Here is a 21,810-nt window from a genome sequence, read left to right as displayed (position 1 = left end):
ACGTGTGGCAAAACGATTCGCAGAAACGCTGTAGGATGTTCACCACATCCTCGTTCTGACGAATAACATTATCTGGGAGGGGAGCATGATCAGTACATTTGCGCTTTTCTGGGCCTTGAGCATCGTCTGTGTCATCAACATGGCGCGCTATTATTCTTCTTTGCGCGTACTGCTGATGATCCTGCGCGATTGCGACCCGCTGTTGTACCAGTATGTGGATGGCGGAGGATTTTTCACTTCCCACGGACAGCCCAGTAAGCAGATTCGGCTGGTTCGCTACATTTACGCACAACGCTATCTGGAACACCACGATGAAGAGTTTATGCGCCGCTGTGAGCGAGTACGAGGCCAGTTTATGCTGACCTCCGCACTGTGCGGACTCATCCTGGTAAGTCTGGTGTCCATGTTGATGTGGTATTGATCGATTGGGTATTTAATAATGTGTAACCGACAAAGATAAAAGGCGATTCTCTCGAATCGCCTTTTTATTTCGTGCAGTTTCAACCCTGACGGATTAAATCAGTTTCAGCGCCAACCAATACAGCACGCCGGACATCACCAGAGAGACAGGCAGCGTAAACACCCATGCCAGCAGGATGTTCTTAACCGTTTTGCCCTGTACGCCGCCACCATCAACGATCATGGTGCCCACAACCGCAGAGGAAAGAACATGGGTGGTGGACACCGGCATACCGGTATAGCTCGCCACACCAATTGACAGCGCCGCCGTCACCTGTGCAGACACCCCTTGTGCGTAGGTCATGCCACGTTTACCGATCTTCTCGCCGATAGTTACCGCGACACGACGCCAGCCCACCATGGTGCCCAGTGAGAGCGCCAATGCGACAGCAACGATAATCCATAACGGCGCATATTCGACGGTTTTCAACATATCCTGACGCAGATTGTTCAGGTAGCGGCGATCTTCAGACGTGGTTTCCGGCAGCTTCGCTACCTTGTCCATGGTATCCGCGATGCACATCAACAAGCGACGCACACGACCGCGATCCTCGGCATTCAACTGGTCATAACTCTTCAGGTTATTCAGCAGACCCAGTGAACGTTCGATGGCGATCATTACGCGCGAACTGTCGCAGTGGAACTCTTTAACACCATTAGCAGGCAGCACAGTTTCTGTCGCCGGCACAGGCGTAGAGAGGTCGATGACGTGTTTGAGCGCATCGCCATGCTGTTGATAGAACTCCTGCAAATTGACGACGGCATCACGCGTGCGGCTGATTTCATAGCCGGAAGCGCTCATGTTGACGACAAAGCCGGCAGGCGCAACGCCAATCAGTACCAGCATGATCAGGCCGATACATTTCTGGCCGTCGTTCGCGCCGTGGGAGAAGCTAACACCGATAGCGGAAATGATCAGCGCTGTACGCGTCCAGAACGGCGGCTTACGTTTGCCATCCAGCTTTTCACGATCGGCTGGCGTCAAGTGAATGCGTTTGCGTTTCTTATTGTTGTTCCAGAAACGTAGCAGCACGAACAGCATCAGACCCACGACCACCATCCCCACAATGGGAGAGAGAATCAGTGACAGGAAGATACTGATCATTTTGGGAACATTGAGCGCATCCACGACAGAAGTGTCGGTGAGCAGGGCGTTGGTCAAACCAATCCCGATGATAGAACCAATCAAGGTGTGGGAACTGGAGGCTGGCAAACCGAAGTACCAGGTGCCCAGGTTCCAGATAATCGCCGCCAGCAGCATGGAGAACACCATGGCCAGACCGTGCGCGGAACTGACGTTAAGCAGCAAATCAGTAGGCAGCAAATGCACGATGGCATAAGCCACGCTCAACCCGCCTAGCATCACGCCGAAAAAGTTAAACAGTCCGGCCATGACAACCGCATATTCCGCCCGCATCGCGCGCGTATATACAACGGTGGCAACAGCATTCGCCGTATCGTGAAAGCCGTTTATGGCTTCATAGAACAGAACAAATACCAGTGCCAAAATCAGCATCAGACCGGTATGAAAATCAACCCCGGTAAATAAATGTAGCATAAGCGTTAGGCCATTTGTGGTCATGAACGCGGCGCATTATCTGCGACAAGCCTAAACGGGAAAAGGAAAATATGACTTTTTTTGACGAAAAGATGACCAATTCGGCTATTGGTCGGATTTATCTTAATAAAATCAAAAAATACATATTCTTGTATAAATATACATTTTGTTACGCTGGCATCCCTTCGCGCCTGACACTACAATCAGCCACCCGTAGGTTATCGGGGAAAATGCTAACTTTTTATATCGCCATTGGCAGGAGAGCGCACTGTGGAATCGTTTGATGTTGTCATTGTGGGTGCTGGTGCTGCTGGTCTGTTTTGCGCCGCCCAGGCCGGACAACGCGGACTGCGCGTTCTGCTGGTGGATAACGGCAAAAAACCCGGTCGCAAAATATTGATGTCGGGCGGTGGTTGCTGCAATTTCACCAATATGTACGCCGAGCCAGCAACTTATCTGTCTGAAAACCCGCATTTTTGCAAATCAGCGCTGGCGCGTTACACCCAGTGGGATTTTATCGATCTGGTCAATCGGCACGGTATTGCCTATCACGAGAAAACCCTTGGGCAGTTGTTCTGTGATGACAGCGCGCAGCAGATTGTGGACATGCTGATGCGCGAGTGCGAACTCGGCAACGTACAGTTTCGTCTACGTAGTGAACCCCAGCGTATTGAACGGGCGGGCTCAGCGTTCACCCTCACCTTCGCCAATGGCACGCTCACGGTTCCACAGGTAGTGATTGCCAGCGGGGGGCTTTCCATGCCGGGGCTAGGCGCATCCCCCTTCGGTTATCAGGTCGCACAACAGTTTGGCCTTAAGGTACTGCCAACACGCGCTGCGCTAGTACCGTTTACCCTACATAAACCGCTGCTGGAGCAGATACAGACGCTGTCCGGCGTTTCCGTACCTGTAGTGGTGACCGCGAAAAACGGTGTCAGCTTTAAAGAGAGTCTGCTGTTTACCCATCGTGGCCTTTCTGGCCCGGCCATTCTGCAACTGTCTAGCTATTGGCTACCGGGCGAAATGGTGACAATCAATCTGTTGCCACAGCACGATCTTAACGTACTGCTTGCCGAGCAACGTGCAGCACACCCCAATCAAAGCCTGAAAAATACGCTGGCGCTGTGGCTGCCGAAACGCTTGGTCGAGTGCCTGCAAACCTTGGGGATAGTGCCCGAGGTTTCACTGAAGCAGCTGCAATCCTCACAGATCGCAGCGCTCATTGAAAATCTGCACGCCTGGCAAGTGCAACCCAACGGTACGGAAGGCTATCGCACCGCAGAAGTCACCCTCGGCGGTGTAGATACGCGTGAGTTATCGTCAAAAACCCTGGAGGCCAGTAAAGTGCCAGGCCTCTATTTTATCGGCGAAGTGGTGGACGTTACCGGCTGGCTGGGCGGCTATAACTTCCAGTGGGCGTGGGGTTCCGCTTGGACGTGTGCGCAGGCGTTGAACGTTGCCCAACATAAGTAGGTCTGGTGTACCAACATGATCGGTTTGATCGTTACTGACAGGCGCTTAACGCTTCAATTTCGCGACGTAAGGGAGATTTCTGTACTTATTCTCCCACGGCATACCATAGCCAATCAGTAAATCATAGTTGTCCATTCCATACGCAAAATATTGTTTAACAGGGATATCAACGCGACCCGGTTTGACAAACAAAACGGCCACAGAAACCGATTTTGGCGTGAAGTGCTTGGAGATATGGTTAACCAGACGCTTCATTGTCCCACCTGACTCAATCGCATCATCAATGAGGTGACATGGCGGTTACTGATGTCGATATTATTATGGAACACGATGGGGGAATGATTATTCCTGTCTCCCGGAGTGTGTGGACAGGAAATATAATCCATATTGATATCAAATGTTAACTGTCTGGTCAGGTCTGCTGTGTAGAGTATACCGCCCGGCACTACCGTAATGGCAACGGCCTCATCAAAGTCCTGATTGAGTTGCGCGGCAACCTGACTGACACCTTGCGCAATCGAGTATGCATCGAGGATAACGTCACCAACATGTTCATGTTTCATAGCTGATTCCCCTCAGATTAACGGTGTAATTTCCCCTTGGCATCCATGGCAATCAGCAGCACGGATGAGGGGATAAGCAGCGTGCCGAGCCAATCAGGCAGCGTGAAGGTAATGCCCAACAGCAGCAAAGACAGTACGGCGCTGGTCAGCGGCTCTGCGCAGCTAAGAATGCTGGCCTTCTGGCCGCCAATCAGCGATGCGCCTTTGAGATACAGGCTAAACGTCACAGCAGTGCCCACGATAATCAGATAGAAGAAAGCAAACAGGCCCAGACCGTTAACCGCAATATTCTCTTCCGGCAGCAGGAAAAAAGGCATCATCGATACCACTGCAATAAACATGCTCCACCCCACCACCAGCAATGTGCCGTGCCGGGAGATCAGCCCCGAGGAGTAGGTGGAATAGAAGGCGGCAGCAATCCCCCCAGATCAGCGCCGTAGGCGAGATCGACAGCGACGTCGGATTACCGTGCGTCACCAGCAAAAAAGTGCCCGCCAGCGAGGTGAGTATCGCGGCACATACAAACACACCCGGCAGCTTTTTCCGCGTTAGCGCAAACCAGGTGACAATCACCGTTGGAGAGAGAAACTGAAGGATAGTCCCGGTTGCCGCATTCGACTTTTCTATCGTGACCAAAAAGGTAAACTGCACCGTTAACGTGCCGCACAGAATGGAGGCGATTAACACGTACAACATGCCTTGTTTGGCAAGACTCATCACAACCTCATGGCGGAATAAAACGGAGTAAGGCGACATCGATTAATCACGCTCACGGCACGCAACCAATACGTTATCGCCCTATGCCATACACCATACTGAAGATAGACAGGCTTTTCGATAAGTCAGCCTAAAAAATCATACCCATACACCAGGTTATAGTGCTTTTAGCAACGCGAACGCCTCTTTCATCCGATCTTCACTCACCACAAAAGCGCGCAACTGACTCTCTTCATCCCTTCCCTGTGCCACCATGCCCTCCGGTACAGTGGCAATCTGCCAACGCAAGTCACTGCGACCTAATTCTCCGGCCAGATGCAACGGCAACGCCGGTGTTTTTACCTTAACCAGCATGGCGGGCAGCGCGAGCGCAGTGTTAACGCCAAGCAGCGTTTTCGCCAGTGCGATAGCTTAGCTGGATCGGTTGCAGAAATGGCCGTACCTGTCCTGCAATCTCAGCACAGTCGTCTAATGCATAGATATCTGCCTGGCTGGTTTGCAGCGTGCTGTCTACCACCACATCCACGTCACTGATGCGATCGCCATCAAATCGAGCACGAATGCCTTTCTCGGTCTGTTCCAGCGATTGCAGTTTTGCTTTCAACAACAGATGCGTTCCTATATCGACCAGACAGTGTTGTAAACGGCCACTCACTTCCGGCGGCAGCAATGTTGGCAACACGCTGGCAGCGCAATCTGCCAGCGTAACCGCCTTACCGGCACGGCAAAAATCCATCGCCAGCTCGGTACCAATCAGCCCCGCGCCTATCACCAACCCCCGCCGAGCGTCCTGCAACTGTGCTTCACACGCGAGGTATTCTTGCTGGCTATTCAACGTCAGCATCAGCTCATGCCCCGGAACCGGTGGCACCGATGCGGAACCCCGTTGCCAGTACCAGATTGTCGTAGCACCATTCGCTGTCGTGGCTTTTTACGCGATGATGTGCGACATCAATGTCAGTGACCCGTGTATTTGGGTAGAGCTGTAGCTGATGTTGCTCAGCAAATGCGCCCATCGACTGACGTGTCAGATCGTCGGCGCATTGCCCCTGACTTATCACATGGCTGAGATCGGGCTTGTTATATTCATCCATGCTGTCAGCGGCAATCAGCGATAGCGGGATCGCCGCATCCTGCTTGCGAATATGCTTCACCAATTGGCGCGCCGCTAAACCAATTGGCGCGCCGCTAAGCCTGAGCCGATAATAACGATACCGTGACTCATACAGCCTCCACCGCCAGTTCATCAAATACCGCCTTGCCCAGGGAACATTCCGGGCACAGGAAACTGTCTGGCACCTGACTCCACGGTGTTCCGGGCGCCACGTCCTGCATCGGCTCACCGCGTACCGGGTCATTACACCCACTGACAGACGCTGCACTGCATCTGTGGCCCCAGATCGGCTGCCGCTTTCGCTGCACAAGCGCAGGCGTCTGGCTGCGGCGTTGCGCGCACGGCCTCCGGCAACGGGGAGAGCGCCCACTGGCGGCCAATTTCACGCCCGTGCTCACGGCACATTGCCAACGCATCGATATCGGGACGCCACTTGGCCTTCAGGGCAATGGTGGTTTCGAAACCAGCATCCATCAAACGGGTTTGCACGCGATCGACCGTGCCGCCGTTCCAACCATAGCTGCCGAATGCAGACGCTTTCTTGTTGCGAAAACGCAGCCCTGTCAGTTCCTCCAGCATGCCCGCCACTTTGGGCATCATGACGTTGTTCATGGTAGACGATCCCACCAGAACCCCCTTGGAGCGGAACACGTTAGTCAGAATGTCATTTTTATCACTGCGCGAAATATTGAAAATTTTCACCGCGACGCGCGGGTCAACGTCGTTGATGCCCTGCGCGATAGCATCCGCCATCATGCGCGTATTGTTGGACATGGTGTCGTAGAAAATAGTGATGCGATCTTCCTGATAATCCGCCGCCAATTTCAGATACAGCTCCACGATTTGCGTCGGATTATCTCGCCACACCACACCGTGTGAGGTAGCAATCATATCAACCGGCAGATTAAAGCCGAGGATCTCAGTGATTTTCGGCGTCACCAGTCGGCTGAACGGGGTCAGGATGTTGGCATAGTAGCGTTGGCACTGCTCAAACAGTTCAGTCTGATCAACTTCGTCATTGAACAGACGCTCATCGCAGTAGTGCTGACCGAATGCGTCGTTACTGAACAGTACCGCATCCCCCGTCATGTAGGTCATCATGCTATCCGGCCAATGCAGCATCGGCGTTTCCACAAACACCAACTGTTTACCATTGCCAATATCCAGGGTGTCACCTGTTTTCACCACGTGAAAGCGCCATTCCGGGTGATGGTGGTGGCCGTTGATGGAGTCAATGGCATTAGCGGTGCAGTAGATAGGCGTATTCGGAATCTGCGACATCAGCTCGGTTAACGCGCCCGCATGGTCCTCTTCCGCATGGTTGATAATGATGTAATCAATCTGCGCCAGATCGATTTCCGCGCGCAGGTTCTGGACAAAATCGCGGCTGAATTTGTGATCCACCGTGTCGATGAGTACGTTTTTCCCTTCACGAATCAAGTAACTGTTATAGCTGCTGCCGCGCAAGGTTTTGTATTCGGTGCCGTGAAAATCGCGAAATTCCCAGTCTCGTTGCCCAACCCAGTGAATGTTGTTTTTTACATGAATAGCCATATCAACCTCAAATTTATGCTGTAATGCGAATAAGATAGTTGGGCTATATCAATTGGCGTGCCATGTTTTTAACTAACTGTTTTCAAATGATTTACTGTTTTTATTTAAAAATAAATATGTCATAATGACTATACTTATTATGGTCATTATGACATTCTTAATTATCAATTTGACTATCAGGGGTGGCCATGAGTTTTTCCGTTAACGTCCTGGCAAAGATTGCCATTGAGCTACATAGTGGCATCGGTCATAAGGATCGGTTTCAGCGCCTGATTACCACCCTGCGTCAGGTATTGGATTGTGATGCCTCTGCCCTGTTGCGCTATGAAACACGCCAATTTATCCCTCTGGCCATTGACGGTCTGGCATCGGACGTTCTGGGCCGACGCTTTATGCTGGAAGCACACCCACGGCTCTAGGCGATTGCACGCGCAGGCGATGTGGTGCGTTTCCCCGCCGACAGCGATTTACCCGACCCCTACGATGGATTGATCCCCGGACAGGAGACGTTAAAAGTGCATGCCTGTATCGGTCTGCCGCTATTTGCCGGATGGGGCTCAGACCTGCTGTTTCGCGGTCAGCGTGCACCGATGATTTTGCTGTTCTCGCTGGGCTTATTTCTCAGCGTAACCGCTATCTGGCTGGTGCCAATTCACCATTATGCCCTGCTGGCGGTGAATTTTTTCAGTATCGGCTTTTTTGTTTTTAGCCCTCAGATGTTTATCGGTCTGGCGGCCACAGAGTACGTCCATAAGGAAGCAGCAGGAACCGTTACCGGATTTCTTGGCCTGTTTGCTTATCTTGGGGCCGCATTGGCAGGGTGGCCGCTGGCACAGTGGATGCAATTCTACGGCTGGTCCGGTTTCTTTGCCTTACTGACACTGGCGGCAGCCTGTGTCGGGCTGTTGCTGATGCCGTTGATGATGGCGGGCACCAGTCGATCGCAAATGCATCCGTCTCGGTGGCCAAACGCTTCAGGCCCGCCCTGACGCTTTTACCACTGATAATAAGGAAGCATTATGAAACTTTCTCTTCTCTCTGCCCTTATCGTTACCGGGATCGCAGCGGCCACGCTGTCCAGCGCAGCACAGGCCAAAGGCCGCCTCGTGGTGTATTGCAGTGCCACCAACGCGTTTTGCGAAGCAGAAACCAAAGCGTTTGGTGAGAAATATGACGTACAAACCTCCTTCATCAGCAACGGTTCTGGCAGTACGCTGGCAAAGGTAGAAGCGGAAAAACGTAACCCACAAGCCGATGTCTGGTACGGCGGCACGCTCGATCCGCAGTCACAGGCCGGTGAAATGGATCTGCTGCAACCTTATGTCTCCCCTGAATTGGCGAATATCATGCCGCAGTTCCGCGATCCGGCGAAACGCAAAGGCAATTACTCCTCTGCGGTCTACATCGGAATTCTCGGCTTTGGCGTCAACACCGAACGTTTGAAAAAGAAAAACCTACCGGTACCGCAATGCTGGAAAGATCTCATCGATCCTATCTACAAAGGGGAAATCCAGATTGCCGACCCGCAAAGTTCTGGTACCGCTTACACCGCGCTGGCCACCTTCTCACAGTTGTGGGGTGAAGATCAGGCGTTTGATTACCTGAAAAAACTCAATGCCAACGTGTCGCAGTACACTAAATCGGGTATTGCCCCGGCACGTAACGCCGCCCGTGGCGAAAGCGCCATCGGCATCGGCTTCCTGCACGATTATTCGCAGGAAAAAGAGAATGGCGCACCGCTGCAACTGGTATCACCGTGTGAAGGCACCGGCTATGAAGTGGGTGGCGTCAGCATCCTGAAAAATGCGCGCAACCTGGAGAATGCCAAACGGTTTGTCGATTGGGCGCTGTCAAAAGAAGCCCAAGAACTCTCCTGGCAGAAGGGCCAGTCCTGCCAGATCCTGACCAACACCAAGGCCGAAGCATCACCGCTGTCGCTCAAGCTCGAAGAGCTTAAATTGATCAATTACGACATGGACAAATACGGCGCGGAAGATGTGCGTAAAGCACTGATCACCAAATGGGTGAATGAAGTCAAGATGGGCAAATAAGCCCACTGCCCCGGCATAAGCCGGGGCACCGGTTGCTGACAGACTGAAACCAATACGGTTAGTCCGTATATCTTCTGTCATTCCCGCGCAGGCGGGAATCTCATACAGACGAAACGCTTTCTTTCTGTGGGAGGTCCTCCGTCTACGCGAAGGATGACGCGTCGGCGGAGTGACGTTGTCTTCAGTCTCGGTCATTCGTCACCATTGTGACTTTTAGTATACTCAGAGGGAAACCCATGTCTCACTCACTCGCCTCGGCTCAACGCCCGCAGGCACTGGACGCCATCTTTCTCTGGCTCGCCGTTATCCCGCTCTCGTTTGCGCTGATGCCCGCCTGGAGTTTAGATTACGGCCTGTTCGGTGCCACCCGGGAAGAAGTGCTGCACGCTTACGGCTGGTCTGGCATCAACATCAGCCTGCTGTGGCTGCTGTTACCCTGCGCGCTGTTACTGCGTCCTCGCACCCCCGCCTCGAGAAAACAGCGAGGCCGCCATCTGTTTGATGCCGGCTATACGCTGTTTTGCATGCTGTTTATGCTGCTCAGCGCCACCGTAGTTCAACAGGGTATGGGTTATGCCACCATCGGGATCTTTATCGCGTTAGGCGCCATCATGACGCTGGCGATGGCACGCCTTGAATGGCTGGGCGGCGATCGCTTCGTCATCGGCTCACTGATAACCACCATTGTGCTGATCGGTATCTTTATTCTCTATCCCAGCATTGCCATTTTCATCCCCATGTTCACCAACAGCGCGGGCGAATTCGTGCCGTTGAGTTTTATGACGGTGTTAGGGCAATCGCACATTCTTCAGGTGATCTGGAACTCCTTCCTGCTCGCCATGGCCGTTGGCTTTGGTTGTACCTTCTTTGGGCTGGTGCTGGCGATTTACACCTCACGCATCGCCAAGCGTACTGCCATTGTCGGGCGCGTGTTCTCCATTCTACCGATTGTCACGCCGCCATTTATCATCGGGCTGGGCGTAACGTTGATGATGGGCCGTTCCGGCTATGTGACCGAACTGATGGTTTCCTGGTTCGGGCTGACCAACACCAACTGGCTGTACGGCTTCACCGGCATCTGGATTGCACAGGTGCTGGCCTTTACCCCGATGGCCTTTATGATCCTCGACGGTGCAATAAAGAGCATTCACCCGTCACTGGAAGAGGCGTCCTATACGCTGCGCGCCAACCGCTATCAAACCTTTAACCGCATCTTCCTGCCACTGCTGAAACCGGCGTTGGCAAACGCTTTCCTGATCGTCATTGTGCAGTCTCTGGCCGATTTCAGTAACCCGCAGGTGCTGGGGGGCAACTTCGACGTGCTGGCGACACAGATTTACTTCTACATCACCGGTGCACAGTTGGATTATCAGGCCGCCAGTACGCTAGGCGTGATTCTACTGGTGTTCTCGCTGGTGGTATTTTGTATCCAATACCTGTGGATCGGGAAACGTTCTTACGTCACCATTTCCGGTAAATTTAGCCGGGGCGATGTACAACCGCTGCCGCGCCTGATGGTGTTGGGTGTCACCTTTATCCTCATTGCCTGGGTGGCGTTTAACGGTCTGCTGTACGGCAGCATTTTCTATGGCAGCTTCACCGTTAACTGGGGTGTGGATTACACACTGACGCTGCAAAACTTTATTACCCTGTTCGGACAAGGTCTTAGCGACGGTGCATGGCCTTCACTGCTTGATACGCTGCTCTACGCCGGGATCGCCGCCCCCATCACCACACTGTTTGGTCTGTTGATCGCCTATATTGTGGTGCGCCAGCAGTTCCGCGGCAAAAAAACCATCGAGTTCACCACCATGCTCTGCTTTGCCGTACCGGGCACCGTGGCGGGTATCTCCTATATTCTGGCGTTCAACAGCGCACCCATTTATCTGACAGGTACCGCCGCCATCGTCATCATCTCGATGGTGATGCGCAACGTGCCAGTGGGGATTCGCGCTGGTATCGCCGGGTTAGGCCAGTTGGATAAATCGCTGGATGAAGCCTCCCTCAACCTGCGCGCTGGAGCAATGCGCACTATCGTCTACATTTTACTGCCGCTGCTGCGCCCGGCCATTCTTTCCGCGTTGATCTACAGCTTTGTGCGCGCCATTACCACCGTCAGTGCCATCGTGTTCCTGGTGACACCGGACACGCGCGTCGCCACCGCCTATATCCTGAACCGCGTTGAGGACGGCGAATATGGGGTAGCTATCGCCTACGGTTCTATCCTGATCGTGGTGATGCTGGCGATCATTTTCCTGTTTGACTATTTGGTTGGCGAATCTCGCACCGCCCGCTCCAAAGCCAAAAACGCACAATAATCAGAAGGTGACTATCGTGAATACCGAATTAACCCAACACGCCACCGCTGAAGCGGAGCAGGCACCACGTAAAAACTTCGTCGAGCTAAAAAGCGTAACAAAACGCTTTGGCACTAACACTGTGCTGGAAAATCTCGACCTGGCGATCCCTCAGGGTCACATGGTGACACTGCTCGGCCCGTCCGGTTGTGGCAAGACCACCGTGCTGCGGTTGGTGGCCGGGTTGGAAAAACCCAGTGAAGGCCGCATCTATATAGACGGCGAGGACGTGACCGATCGCTCCATCCAGCAGCGTGATATCTGTATGGTGTTTCAGTCCTATGCTTTGTTCCCCCATATGTCACTGGGGGAGAATATCGGCTACGGCTTGAAGATGCTCGGTCGGCCCAAAAGTGAGATCCACGATCGGGTCAATGGAGCACTGGCGCTGGTGGATTTGGAAGGCTTTGCCGATCGCTATGTCGATCAGATCTCCGGCGGCCAGCAGCAGCGCGTAGCGTTGGCACGCGCGTTGATTCTAAAGCCTAAAGTACTGCTGTTCGATGAGCCTCTGAGTAACCTGGATGCCAACCTGCGGCGCAGCATGCGGGAAAAAATCCGCGAATTGCAGCAGCAGTTCAACATCACGTCACTCTACGTCACCCACGACCAAAGCGAAGCCTTCGCCGTGTCTGACAGCGTACTGGTGATGAATAAAGGTCACATAATGCAAATGGGGTCGCCGCAAGCGCTGTACCGTCAGCCCGCGTCACGTTTTATGGCAAGTTTTATGGGCGAGGCCAATATTTTCCCGGCACAGCGGCAGGCTGATAGCGTAGAGATTTTCGGCTACCGCATACCTAAACCGGCGCATTTTGGCGCGGAAAGCGGGGCGTGCACCGTGGGCATTCGTCCTGAAGCCATTACGCTGAATACCCAGGGTGATGAAAGCCAGCGCTGTTCGGTGCGCCATGTGGCTTACATGGGTTCACAGTATGAAGTGAGCGTCATCTGGCACGGGCAATCGCTGCTGCTACAGGTAAATGCCACCCAGTTGCAACCCAACGTGGGCGACGATCTCTATTTGCAGATTCACCCTTACGGCATGTTTATTCTCAACGAAGGCTAACGTTTGCCGACCCCTTCAGGGAGCCGTCTCGTGGCTCCCTTTTTTTCATCCTTTGCGTTCAAAACAATTTCCGATCGATTTACAGCGGATTGATATACTTAAAAAGCGCGTAGACACATTTATGTCGCGACGCGTTTCAGGGTGCGCTGGCTGCCTGGTTCTTCACATTGCTATACGCCACGACAGGCAGAGTCATATCTACGTGGTACCAAGGAGTAGTGGCGTGAGTCCACAGCATAAACGCGCGCAACAACGGGGCCGCTGGCTGATTCTCTGCGCCGGGGTATTCCCATTGCTATTGATATTACTTTTCACCTTTGTTGAATCACGACAAATCGGGCAATGGGATCTGCAATCCACGGCAACGCTGGCGCTCGATCAGGCGGAAAGCATTACCACCGCGCCTGGTCACTGCTGGAAGCCCTGCAACCGCTGCAAGGAAAGCTGTGTGAGGATATCAGAGACGATCTCCAACGGCTCAGCGCGCAGTTCGCTTATTTTCGCTCCATCGGCCTGACCTATGACAAGAGCATTTACTGCTCCTCGCTGTTTGCCCATAACGCTCTGGAAATCAGCGATGTGATCATGATGCCGCTTCCGGAAAAATTACCTCCCGCCTGGAGCCTCTCTGCCGATCAGATCAAAGATGCCGACATCAGCCCAACACTCATTTTTATTCGCACGCCGGACGATGGTTGGGGTGCTTTTGGCCTGGTTGATGCGCAATATCTGGTGACGCTAATGAATGCTGTCAACAAGCTGCGCGGCTTTCAACTGAATATCAGAGTGGGGGATGGCGATTTGATTCATCCCAGTGCCACCACCGTACCGCATCAACCTGAATGGCTTTCTGGTGTCGAATATCACATCACATCGGAACGCTTCCCCATTGTTGTCTCCATTACCGCTCCCGCTGCAGAAATGGGTAAGGCCTGGCAGTTTGCCTTTCTGACGCTGTTGCCGCTCACACTGGTACTTTCCGCGCTGTTTATTCTGGCCGCGCTGTATTGGCAAAAACGCAAGCTCTCCTTTCAGGACGAATTACGCCGCGGCATCACCGACAATGAGTTTTCTGTCTACTATCAGCCGGTTTACGGTACCGAGGCACAACGCTGCACCGGCGCAGAAGCGTTATTGCGCTGGCGGCGCGCCGATGGACAGTGGATTCGCCCGGATGTGTTTATTGCCGCCGCTGAAGCGGAAAATATGATTATCCCACTAACACGCCATTTGTTGAAACTGGTGGAGGAAGACGTTACCAGTTGGCATATCGAGCCGAATTTTCATCTGGGCTTGAATGTGTCGGCTGAGCATCTGCAAGACAGCGAATTTATCGCCGATATCCGCCAGTTTGCGGCGAATGTGGCGGCCCACCGCTCTTTGATAACGCTAGAACTGACCGAGCGCAGTCTCATTAGCGAAGGACCGGAAGTGGCGCAGCGCTTGCAATAACTACGTCAGGAAGGCATACATGTCGAGATTGATGATTTTGGCACTGGCCATTGCTCTCTGTCTTACCTGCAAAGCTTCCCGCTTGATTACTTGAAAGTCGATCAGGAGTTTGCTCGCACTATTTCGTCACAGGAAGAAGAGACGCCGATTTTAGATACCATTATAAGTCTCGCTCACCGCCTTAATTTGAAGATAGTAGCAGAAGGGGTGGAAACCGCGCGTCAGCTTCACTACCTGACACAACACGGCGTGGGCTACATTCAGGGATTTTTGTATGCCAAACCTATGGATAATGAAAATTTTACCGTGTGGCAGCATTACCACGCCAAGCATCCGTTTACGCCTGACGACGAGCATGCGATGACAAATTCTCTAGAGGGAAAGGAAACGCCGAAGTCCACTTCGGCGTAGCCACGCGATTCGGGATCAGAATCGATAGCCAAGGCCGATATTAAATCCGTTGATTTTTACTGCTTTGAACTTTGATCCTTCATAGCCCACATCAATACTCCAATTTGCTGCTGGCACTATCTGAACACCAGCACCATAGGCAAAAACGGTATCGTTACCTTTACCAGAGTCATAATCGCCAGCATGATTAGTTACAGATCCTTTCGCTTTACCATGTGCGGCACCGACTAAACCGTAAAGGCTAACAAATTCATTAACGTGATAAGATGGACCCACTAACAGCGAATAATACTTTATCGGTGCATTTCCTTTATATCCATTGATATCAAAGTTTTTAGATCCACCCATATAGGTTAGCGAGCTGATAAAACCCAGTGAACCGTCAGGCTGATAGTGATATTTCGCTGTGACACCACGGAGATTTTTAAAATCAGTCACTTTTCCCTGAGAATAACCCAGGCTGAGTGTATGCGTATCTGCCTTAGCGATAACACAGCCACTTATTGCGGCCAATACCACAGATAATGCCAATAGCTTTTTATTGATATTCACTTTCACACGCTCCGTTTATGATATGTAACATCCCAAAGACAGAGCGTATATTGGAGAACAGATTGTCTCATAAGCGCATCCTTGTACGTTTCTGCCGTTATGCTGGCACACACCAAAACGCCTCAGAAACCAAAGAACGCGCGAAAAATGCATATCACATGAAAATTTAAGCAAACTATCGAAAGCGATCACGAATCCAGTCATCACAAGATGTGATATCCGGTGAAGCAACGGTAAAGATTAGTGCGCGTATCGTGTATAATGCGAAAAATTGGCACAGGCAAGGCAGTCCAATCGACCCATCACATTCACCATACATTACGTTCATTATTATGGCTCAAGGCACGTTATACATTGTTTCTGCCCCCAGCGGCGCGGGAAAATCCAGTTTAATAAATGCGTTACTGAAAACGCAGCCGTTGTATGACACCCAGGTGTCGATTTCCCACACCACCCGAGCCAAACGCCCGGGGGAAAACCACGGAGAACACTATTTCTTCGTTTCTGTGGATGAATTTAAGCGTATGATTCAGGAAGATGCCTTCCTTGAGTACGCCGAAGTGTTTGGCAACTACTACGGCACGTCCAAAGCCGCCATTGAGCAGGTGCTGGCAACCGGCGTAGATATTTTTCTGGATATCGATTGGCAGGGCGCAGAGCAAATCCGCCGCCGGATGTCGCAGGCGCGCAGTATCTTTATTCTGCCGCCGTCCAAAGAAGAGTTGGGGCGCCGTCTGCGCGGTCGCGGCCAGGACAGCGATGAGGTGATTGCACGACGTATGGCGCAAGCGGTGGCTGAAATGACACACTACGCGGAATACGATTATCTGATCGTCAACGATGATTTCGATCTGGCGCTGTCCGATCTGAGAACCATCATCCGTGCTGAACGCCTATTGCTGAGCCGCCAGGCATTGCGGCATGATGCATTAATCACCAAACTATTGGCAGACTGACATCACTTTCAGTATGATGCGCAGTCATTTTATTTCCTGTGGAGTAGCACATTATGGCACGCGTAACTGTTCAAGACGCTGTTGAGAAAATTGGTAACCGTTTTGACCTGGTGTTGGTCGCTGCTCGCCGCGCCCGCCAGATGCAAGCAGGCGGAAAAGATCCGCTGGTCCCTGAAGAGAACGACAAATACACCGTGATTGCGCTGCGCGAAATCGAAGAAGGCCTGATCAACAACCAGATTCTGGATGTGCGTGAGCTTCAGGAACAGCAAGAGCAAGAAGCCGCAGAGATCCAGGCGGTCACCGCGATTGCTGAAAGTCGTCGTTAATCTCGCTACGGGTCGCCCTTGTATATCTTCGAAAGCCTCAATCTGCTGATACAGCGCTATCTGCCGGAAGACCAGATCAAGCGCCTTCAGCGGGCTTATATTGTTGCACGTGATGCTCACGAGGGGCAGACTCGCTCCAGCGGTGAACCTTACATCACCCATCCCGTCGCTGTTGCCGGTATTTTGGCGGAGATGCGTCTTGACTATGAGACGCTGATGGCCGCGCTGCTGCATGACACCATCGAAGATACCTCCACTACCTACCAGGATATTGAGCAACAATTCGGCAAGAGCGTCGCCGAACTGGTAGATGGCGTCTCGAAGCTGGACAAGCTGAAATTCCGCGACAAGAAAGAAGCGCAGGCCGAGAACTTCCGCAAGATGATTATGGCGATGGTTCAGGACATCCGCGTTATTCTCATCAAACTGGCTGACCGTACGCATAACATGCGCACACTGGGCTCGCTGCGTCCTGACAAGCGTCGTCGTATTGCGCGTGAAACGCTGGAAATTTACAGCCCATTGGCGCACCGTTTGGGTATTCATCATCTGAAAACCGAGTTGGAAGAGCTGGGTTTTGAGGCGCTGTATCCAAACCGTTATCGTGTGATCAAGGAAGTGGTCAAAGCCGCGCGCGGCAACCGCAAGGAAATGATCCAAAAAATCCTTTCCGAAATCGAAGGGCGGTTGAACGAAGCAGGCATACCCTGTCGCGTCAGCGGACGCGAAAAACATCTCTATTCCATCTACTGCAAGATGCACCTGAAAGAACAGCGTTTCCATTCCATCATGGATATCTACGCGTTTCGGGTGATCGTTAAAGAGCTGGATACCTGCTATCGCGTGCTCGGACAGGTGCACAGCCTGTACAAACCGCGTCCTGGCCGCGTCAAAGATTACATCGCTATTCCGAAGGCGAACGGCTACCAATCGCTGCATACCTCGTTGATTGGGCCGCACGGCGTGCCGGTCGAAGTACAGATCCGTACCGAAGACATGGACCAGATGGCCGAAATGGGTGTGGCAGCACATTGGGCGTACAAAGAAGGTGAAAGCAGCACTACGGCACAGGTCCGTGCACAGCGATGGATGCAGAGCCTGCTGGAGCTGCAACAAAGTGCGGGCAGCTCGTTCGAGTTTATCGAGAGCGTCAAATCCGATCTGTTCCCCGATGAAATGTATGTGTTCACTCCGGAAGGACGCATCATCGAGCTACCGGCAGGCGCGACACCGGTCGATTTTGCCTACGCGGTACATACGGATATCGGGCATGCCTGCGTCGGCGCCCGCGTCGACAGACAGCCCTACCAGCTCTCTCAATCGCTGAGCAGTGGGCAAACGGTGGAGATCATTACCGCTCCCGGCGCTCGCCCCAATGCGGCATGGTTAAACTTTGTCGTTAGTTCGCGCGCTCGCGCCAAGATTCGCCAAATGCTGAAGAATCTCAAGCGTGACGATTCCGTGAGCCTGGGACGTCGTTTATTAAATCATGCTTTGGGTAATGGCAGAAAGCTCAGCGATATTCCACAAACCAGCATCCAGCTTGAGTTGGATCGCATGAAACTCACCTCGCTCGATGACCTGCTGGCAGAGATTGGCCTCGGTAACGCCATGAGCATCGTCGTAGCGAAAAACCTGTTGGATGAGCAGCCGTTACAGCAAGAGCACACCGGTTTGCGCAAGCTGCCGATCAAAGGCGCAGATGGCGTATTGATTACGTTCGCCAAATGTTGCCGCCCGATCCCCGGTGACCCGATTGTGGCCCACGTCAGTCCCGGTAAAGGTTTGGTGGTTCACCATGAGTCTTGTCGAAACATTCGCGGCTACCAGAAAGAGCCAGAAAAATTCATGGCGGTCGAGTGGGATAAGGTTACCGAACAAGAGCTTATCGCTGAGATTAAAGTCGACATGTTCAACCATCAGGGAGCATTGGCCAACCTGACCGCAGCGATTAATGCCGCCAACTCCAATATTCAGAGTATCAATACGGAAGAGCGGGATGGACGCGTGTATAGCGCCTTTATCCGTTTGACCACGCGCGATCGGGTACATCTGGCTAACGTCATGCGTAAAATCCGCGTGATGCCGGATGTCATCAAAGTGACCCGTAATCGCAACTGATCGCCACCGTAACCAATGATAGCCCTGACGATCCCGGTCGCACATATGGTACCGGGATAACGCAAGAGACATCGTATGACACCAGAACGCTACGCCCGCATCCAAGAGATGCTGACAAGCCGTCAACCCGATTTGACGGTGTGTATGGAACAGGTGCACAAACCCCACAATATTTCCGCTGTAATTCGTACCGCCGATGCCGTTGGCGTCCACGAAGTCCACGCCGTTTGGCCTACCAGCCGCATGCGTACACTGGTGTCATCAGCAGCAGGCAGCAACAGTTGGGTACAGGTCAAAACACATCGCACCATCTCCGATGCCGTCTCGCATTTAAAAACACAAGGCATGCAGATTCTGGCGACCAACCTGTCAGCCAAAGCGGTCGATTTTCGTGAAGTAGATTACACGCGACCGACCTGCATCCTGCTCGGTCAGGAAAAAACCGGCATCACGCAGGAAGCGCTCGCGCTGGCCGACCAGGACATCATCATTCCGATGATCGGCATGGTGCAATCCCTGAACGTGTCGGTCGCTTCTGCGCTGATCCTTTACGAAGCCCAACGCCAACGTCAAAACGCGGGTATGTACCAGCGTGAAGCGGGCATGCTTTATGACAATGAACAACAGCGCTTGCTGTTCGAAGGAGGCTATCCGGTGCTGGCGCGCGTAGCGACGCGGAAAAAACTCCCCCGCCCGCGCATCGACAATCAGGGCCAGATCATTGCCGACACGGCATGGTGGGCAGCCATGCAATCCGCCGCCGAATAGCGAGAGCGCCAATGAAAAGCCACCTGCTGAATAACCAACCGTTGAACACCCTCACGGGGGTCGGTGCCAGTCAGGCGGCTAAACTCGCGCGCCTCGGGTTGGAAACCGTGCAGGACGTGTTGCTGCACCTGCCGCTGCGTTACGAAGATCGCACCCACCTCTACGCTATTGGTGACCTGCTGCCCGGTATCTATGCCACCGTGGAAGGTGACGTGTTGCGCAACGATATCGTCTTTGGACGCAAACGTATGCTGACCTGCCAAATCAGCGACGGCAGCGGCGTGCTGACGATGCGCTTCTTCAACTTCAATGCCGCAATGAAAAATAGCCTGGCTCCAGGCCAGCACGTTATCGCCTACGGTGAAATCAAACGAGGTAAGAATGGGGCAGAGATTATCCACCCAGAATACCGCGTACAGGGCGATGCACAGCAACCGGTGGAATTACAGGCCTCACTGACGCCGGTTTACCCAACCACGGAAGGAGTGCGCCAGGCCACGCTGCGCAAATTGACCGATCAGGCGCTGGAGCGTCTGGATGCACAACCGATAGAAGAGTTGCTGCCGCGGGAGCTAAGCCGCGGCATGATTGGGCTGCCTGAAGCGTTACATACTCTGCACCGTCCCCCGGCAGGCACGCAACTGAATGAGCTTGAGCACGGCAAACACCCAGCGCAAGTGCGTTTAATCATGGAAGAGCTGCTGGCGCATCACTTAAGCATGCTGGCGGTACGCGCCGGTGCGCAGCGCCATCGCGCCCTTGCACTGCAAGCACAGGACGAATTAAAAACGCGACTGTTGGCCGCCCTCCCGTTCGCGCTGACTCAGGCGCAAACCCGCGTCATCAACGACATTGAAGCCGACATGGAGAAACCTCTCCCCATGATGCGTCTGGTACAAGGGGATGTCAGCTCTGGAAAAACGCTGGTGGCGGCCATGGCGGCACTGCGCGCCATCGCTAACGGCAAACAGGTGGCGTTAATGGCACCCACCGAACTGCTCGCGGAACAACACGCCATAAACTTTCGTCATTGGTTTGAACCCCTTGGCATTGAGGTCGGCTGGCTGGCCGGCAAGCAAAAGGGCAAAGCACACGTTGCGCAACAAGAAGCCATTGCCAATGGTCAGGTCAGTATGATCGTGGGTACGCACGCTATTTTTCAGCAGCAGGTGCAATTTAGTGGGCTAGCGCTGGTGATCATCGATGAACAGCACCGCTTTGGTGTGCATCAACGACTAGCCTTGTGGGAAAAAGGGGTGGAACAGGGCTTTCACCCTCACCAGTTGATCATGACAGCAACACCAATCCCACGCACGATGGCGATGACTGCCTATGCCGACCTGGATACGTCGGTCATCGATGAACTGCCGCCGGGCAGAACGCCTGTGACAACGGTCGCCATCCCCGATTCTCGCCGTGAGGATATTATCACCCGCGTCGATCGTGCCTGTCGGGAAGAAGGGCGACAGGCCTATTGGGTCTGCACGCTGATTGAAGAGTCCGACCTGCTGGAAGCACAAGCCGCTGAAGCCACCTGCGAAGGACTGAAGGCCGCACTGCCAGGTCTGCGAATTGGATTGGTACACGGCCGGATGAAAGCGCAAGAGAAGCAGGCGGTGATGCAGGCATTCAAACAGGGCAAACTGCAACTGCTGGTGGCAACCACGGTCATCGAAGTGGGGGTAGATGTGCCCAACGCCAGCCTGATGATCGTCGAAAACCCAGAGCGGCTGGGTCTGGCACAATTGCACCAGTTGCGCGGTCGAGTCGGACGTGGTGCCATCGCCTCCCACTGCGTATTGCTCTATAAGACACCGCTAAGTAAAACTGCACAGCAGCGCTTGCAGGTGATGCGCGACAGCAACGACGGTTTCGTTATTGCGCAACGGGATTTAGAGATTCGCGGTCCCGGCGAACTGCTGGGTACACGGCAAACCGGCAGCGCCGAGTTTAAAGTAGCGGATTTACTGCGCGATCAGGCACTGATCCCCGAAGTACAGCGCGTGGCTCGTCACCTTCATGCACACTATCCAGAACATGCCAAAGCGCTAATTGAACGTTGGTTACCGGAGCGAGTGCGCTATACCAATGCCTAGCGCCCTAGGTGAGACGCAGAAAAAAGGTAGCAAATAACCTTTGTAGTGCAGCACGCGTATAAAGCCCCCCCTCCTCTAAGCATTAAATTGCTCGTCGCCACGATAAAAAAATCGACGTTTTTTGACACATTGATAACGAGGTATTCAAAAAATCCCTACCGTCATCAGACATGACACAAGATTGTTTTGTAATCGCCCCGCAAACGATTG

General features: G+C 53.1%; 14 protein-coding genes and 6 pseudogenes. 13 read left to right on the top strand and 7 right to left on the bottom strand.

Annotation, left to right across the window (positions count from 1 at the left end; translation table 11 throughout):
* Nucleotides 1-85: 85 nt before the first annotated feature.
* Complete coding sequence (gene uspB / locus JZM30_RS04170) at nt 86-421, top strand: universal stress protein UspB (RefSeq protein ID WP_252317671.1); 336 nt, start codon at nt 86-88, stop codon at nt 419-421.
* Between the two features lie 93 nt (nt 422-514).
* Here uspB and pitA read toward each other — a convergent pair whose 3' ends face one another.
* Entirely contained in the window at nt 515-2,017 is a 1,503-nt protein-coding gene (gene pitA / locus JZM30_RS04165; protein ID WP_252317669.1) for an inorganic phosphate transporter PitA, read from the bottom strand.
* Between the two features lie 270 nt (nt 2,018-2,287).
* On the opposite strand from pitA, the gene JZM30_RS04160 reads away from it, so the two are divergent.
* Nucleotides 2,288-3,490 carry a BaiN/RdsA family NAD(P)/FAD-dependent oxidoreductase gene (locus JZM30_RS04160; protein WP_252317668.1) on the top strand — a complete coding sequence of 401 codons (1,203 nt, stop codon included), beginning with the start codon at nt 2,288-2,290 and terminating at the stop codon, nt 3,488-3,490.
* Between the two features lie 45 nt (nt 3,491-3,535).
* On the opposite strand, the gene JZM30_RS04155 is transcribed toward JZM30_RS04160, so the two are convergent.
* The 5 genes and pseudogenes from JZM30_RS04155 to norV all read right to left on the bottom strand — a co-directional run bounded on the left by JZM30_RS04155 (nt 3,536) and on the right by norV (nt 7,438).
* On the bottom strand, nt 3,536-3,745 hold the full coding sequence (locus JZM30_RS04155) for a hypothetical protein (protein WP_252317667.1): 210 nt from the start codon (nt 3,743-3,745) through the stop codon (nt 3,536-3,538).
* Complete coding sequence (locus JZM30_RS04150; RefSeq protein WP_252317666.1) at nt 3,742-4,053, bottom strand: hypothetical protein; 312 nt, start codon at nt 4,051-4,053, stop codon at nt 3,742-3,744. The genes JZM30_RS04155 and JZM30_RS04150 overlap by 4 nt, the downstream gene beginning before the upstream one ends.
* A gap of 17 nt (nt 4,054-4,070) precedes the next feature.
* A pseudogene (locus JZM30_RS04145) lies at nt 4,071-4,800 on the bottom strand (EamA family transporter); the annotation flags it as partial.
* Nucleotides 4,801-4,926: 126 nt separating this feature from the next.
* Nucleotides 4,927-5,995, bottom strand: a pseudogene (locus JZM30_RS04140) (FAD-dependent oxidoreductase).
* Nucleotides 5,992-7,438 (bottom strand): annotated as a pseudogene (norV, locus tag JZM30_RS04135) (anaerobic nitric oxide reductase flavorubredoxin). Before norV ends, JZM30_RS04140 begins: the two co-directional pseudogenes overlap by 4 nt.
* A 188-nt stretch (nt 7,439-7,626) precedes the next feature.
* Between norV and JZM30_RS04130 the strand changes: the two are divergent.
* The 6 genes and pseudogenes from JZM30_RS04130 to JZM30_RS04105 form a co-directional block, all read left to right on the top strand.
* A pseudogene (locus tag JZM30_RS04130) lies at nt 7,627-7,989 on the top strand (GAF domain-containing protein); the annotation flags it as partial.
* Nucleotides 7,969-8,427, top strand: a pseudogene (locus JZM30_RS04125) (MFS transporter family glucose-6-phosphate receptor UhpC); the annotation flags it as partial. The pseudogenes JZM30_RS04130 and JZM30_RS04125, both read left to right, overlap by 21 nt.
* Nucleotides 8,428-8,457: 30 nt before the next feature.
* A complete protein-coding gene (locus JZM30_RS04120) occupies nt 8,458-9,489 on the top strand; it encodes an ABC transporter substrate-binding protein (RefSeq protein ID WP_252317665.1) in 1,032 nt (343 codons plus the stop codon).
* Between the two features lie 236 nt (nt 9,490-9,725).
* Nucleotides 9,726-11,807 (top strand): ABC transporter permease, encoded by a 2,082-nt coding sequence (locus JZM30_RS04115; RefSeq protein WP_252317664.1) that lies wholly within the window; start codon nt 9,726-9,728, stop codon nt 11,805-11,807.
* A 16-nt stretch (nt 11,808-11,823) separates the two neighbouring features.
* A complete protein-coding gene (gene fbpC, locus JZM30_RS04110) occupies nt 11,824-12,915 on the top strand; it encodes a ferric ABC transporter ATP-binding protein (RefSeq protein ID WP_252317663.1) in 1,092 nt (363 codons plus the stop codon).
* A 342-nt stretch (nt 12,916-13,257) separates the two neighbouring features.
* Nucleotides 13,258-14,778, top strand: a pseudogene (locus JZM30_RS04105) (EAL domain-containing protein).
* Between the two features lie 15 nt (nt 14,779-14,793).
* Here the strand turns inward: JZM30_RS04105 and JZM30_RS04100 are convergent.
* The gene (locus JZM30_RS04100; protein WP_308167118.1) at nt 14,794-15,330 is read right to left on the bottom strand and encodes an Ail/Lom family outer membrane beta-barrel protein; all 537 of its coding nucleotides are present in this window, start codon (nt 15,328-15,330) and stop codon (nt 14,794-14,796) included.
* A 332-nt stretch (nt 15,331-15,662) separates the two neighbouring features.
* Between JZM30_RS04100 and gmk the strand changes: the two genes are divergently transcribed.
* The 5 genes from gmk (at nt 15,663) to recG (ending at nt 21,600) form a co-directional block, all read left to right on the top strand.
* The gene (gmk, locus tag JZM30_RS04095) at nt 15,663-16,286 is read left to right on the top strand and encodes a guanylate kinase (RefSeq protein WP_252317661.1); all 624 of its coding nucleotides are present in this window, start codon (nt 15,663-15,665) and stop codon (nt 16,284-16,286) included.
* Nucleotides 16,287-16,339: 53 nt separating this feature from the next.
* On the top strand, nt 16,340-16,615 hold the full coding sequence (rpoZ, locus tag JZM30_RS04090; RefSeq protein WP_252317660.1) for a DNA-directed RNA polymerase subunit omega: 276 nt from the start codon (nt 16,340-16,342) through the stop codon (nt 16,613-16,615).
* An 18-nt stretch (nt 16,616-16,633) separates the two neighbouring features.
* Nucleotides 16,634-18,736 carry a bifunctional GTP diphosphokinase/guanosine-3',5'-bis pyrophosphate 3'-pyrophosphohydrolase gene (spoT, locus tag JZM30_RS04085; RefSeq protein ID WP_252317659.1) on the top strand — a complete coding sequence of 701 codons (2,103 nt, stop codon included), beginning with the start codon at nt 16,634-16,636 and terminating at the stop codon, nt 18,734-18,736.
* 75 nt (nt 18,737-18,811) lie between these two features.
* Complete coding sequence (gene trmH, locus JZM30_RS04080) at nt 18,812-19,504, top strand: tRNA (guanosine(18)-2'-O)-methyltransferase TrmH (protein ID WP_252317658.1); 693 nt, start codon at nt 18,812-18,814, stop codon at nt 19,502-19,504.
* Between the two features lie 11 nt (nt 19,505-19,515).
* The gene (gene recG / locus JZM30_RS04075; RefSeq protein ID WP_252317657.1) at nt 19,516-21,600 is read left to right on the top strand and encodes an ATP-dependent DNA helicase RecG; all 2,085 of its coding nucleotides are present in this window, start codon (nt 19,516-19,518) and stop codon (nt 21,598-21,600) included.
* The last annotated feature ends 210 nt before the right edge of the window (nt 21,601-21,810 follow it).

It is taken from the genome of Candidatus Symbiopectobacterium endolongispinus, from assembly GCF_018777385.1.
GTDB lineage: Bacteria > Pseudomonadota > Gammaproteobacteria > Enterobacterales > Enterobacteriaceae > Symbiopectobacterium > Symbiopectobacterium endolongispinus.
This window is presented reverse-complemented; position numbering and strand designations above follow the sequence as displayed.

Excerpts from the sequence above, each read along its gene's own strand:
- recG (WP_252317657.1), top strand. The coding sequence starts at position 19,516 with ATGAAAAGCCACCTGCTGAATAACCAACCGTTGAACACCCTCACGGGG.
- pitA (WP_252317669.1), bottom strand. The coding sequence starts at position 2,017 with ATGCTACATTTATTTACCGGGGTTGATTTTCATACCGGTCTGATGCTG.
- JZM30_RS04150 (WP_252317666.1), bottom strand. The coding sequence starts at position 4,053 with ATGAAACATGAACATGTTGGTGACGTTATCCTCGATGCATACTCGATT.
- rpoZ (WP_252317660.1), top strand. The coding sequence starts at position 16,340 with ATGGCACGCGTAACTGTTCAAGACGCTGTTGAGAAAATTGGTAACCGT.
- trmH (WP_252317658.1), top strand. The coding sequence starts at position 18,812 with ATGACACCAGAACGCTACGCCCGCATCCAAGAGATGCTGACAAGCCGT.
- gmk (WP_252317661.1), top strand. The coding sequence starts at position 15,663 with ATGGCTCAAGGCACGTTATACATTGTTTCTGCCCCCAGCGGCGCGGGA.
- JZM30_RS04120 (WP_252317665.1), top strand. The coding sequence starts at position 8,458 with ATGAAACTTTCTCTTCTCTCTGCCCTTATCGTTACCGGGATCGCAGCG.
- JZM30_RS04115 (WP_252317664.1), top strand. The coding sequence starts at position 9,726 with ATGTCTCACTCACTCGCCTCGGCTCAACGCCCGCAGGCACTGGACGCC.
- JZM30_RS04155 (WP_252317667.1), bottom strand. The coding sequence starts at position 3,745 with ATGAAGCGTCTGGTTAACCATATCTCCAAGCACTTCACGCCAAAATCG.
- uspB (WP_252317671.1), top strand. The coding sequence starts at position 86 with ATGATCAGTACATTTGCGCTTTTCTGGGCCTTGAGCATCGTCTGTGTC.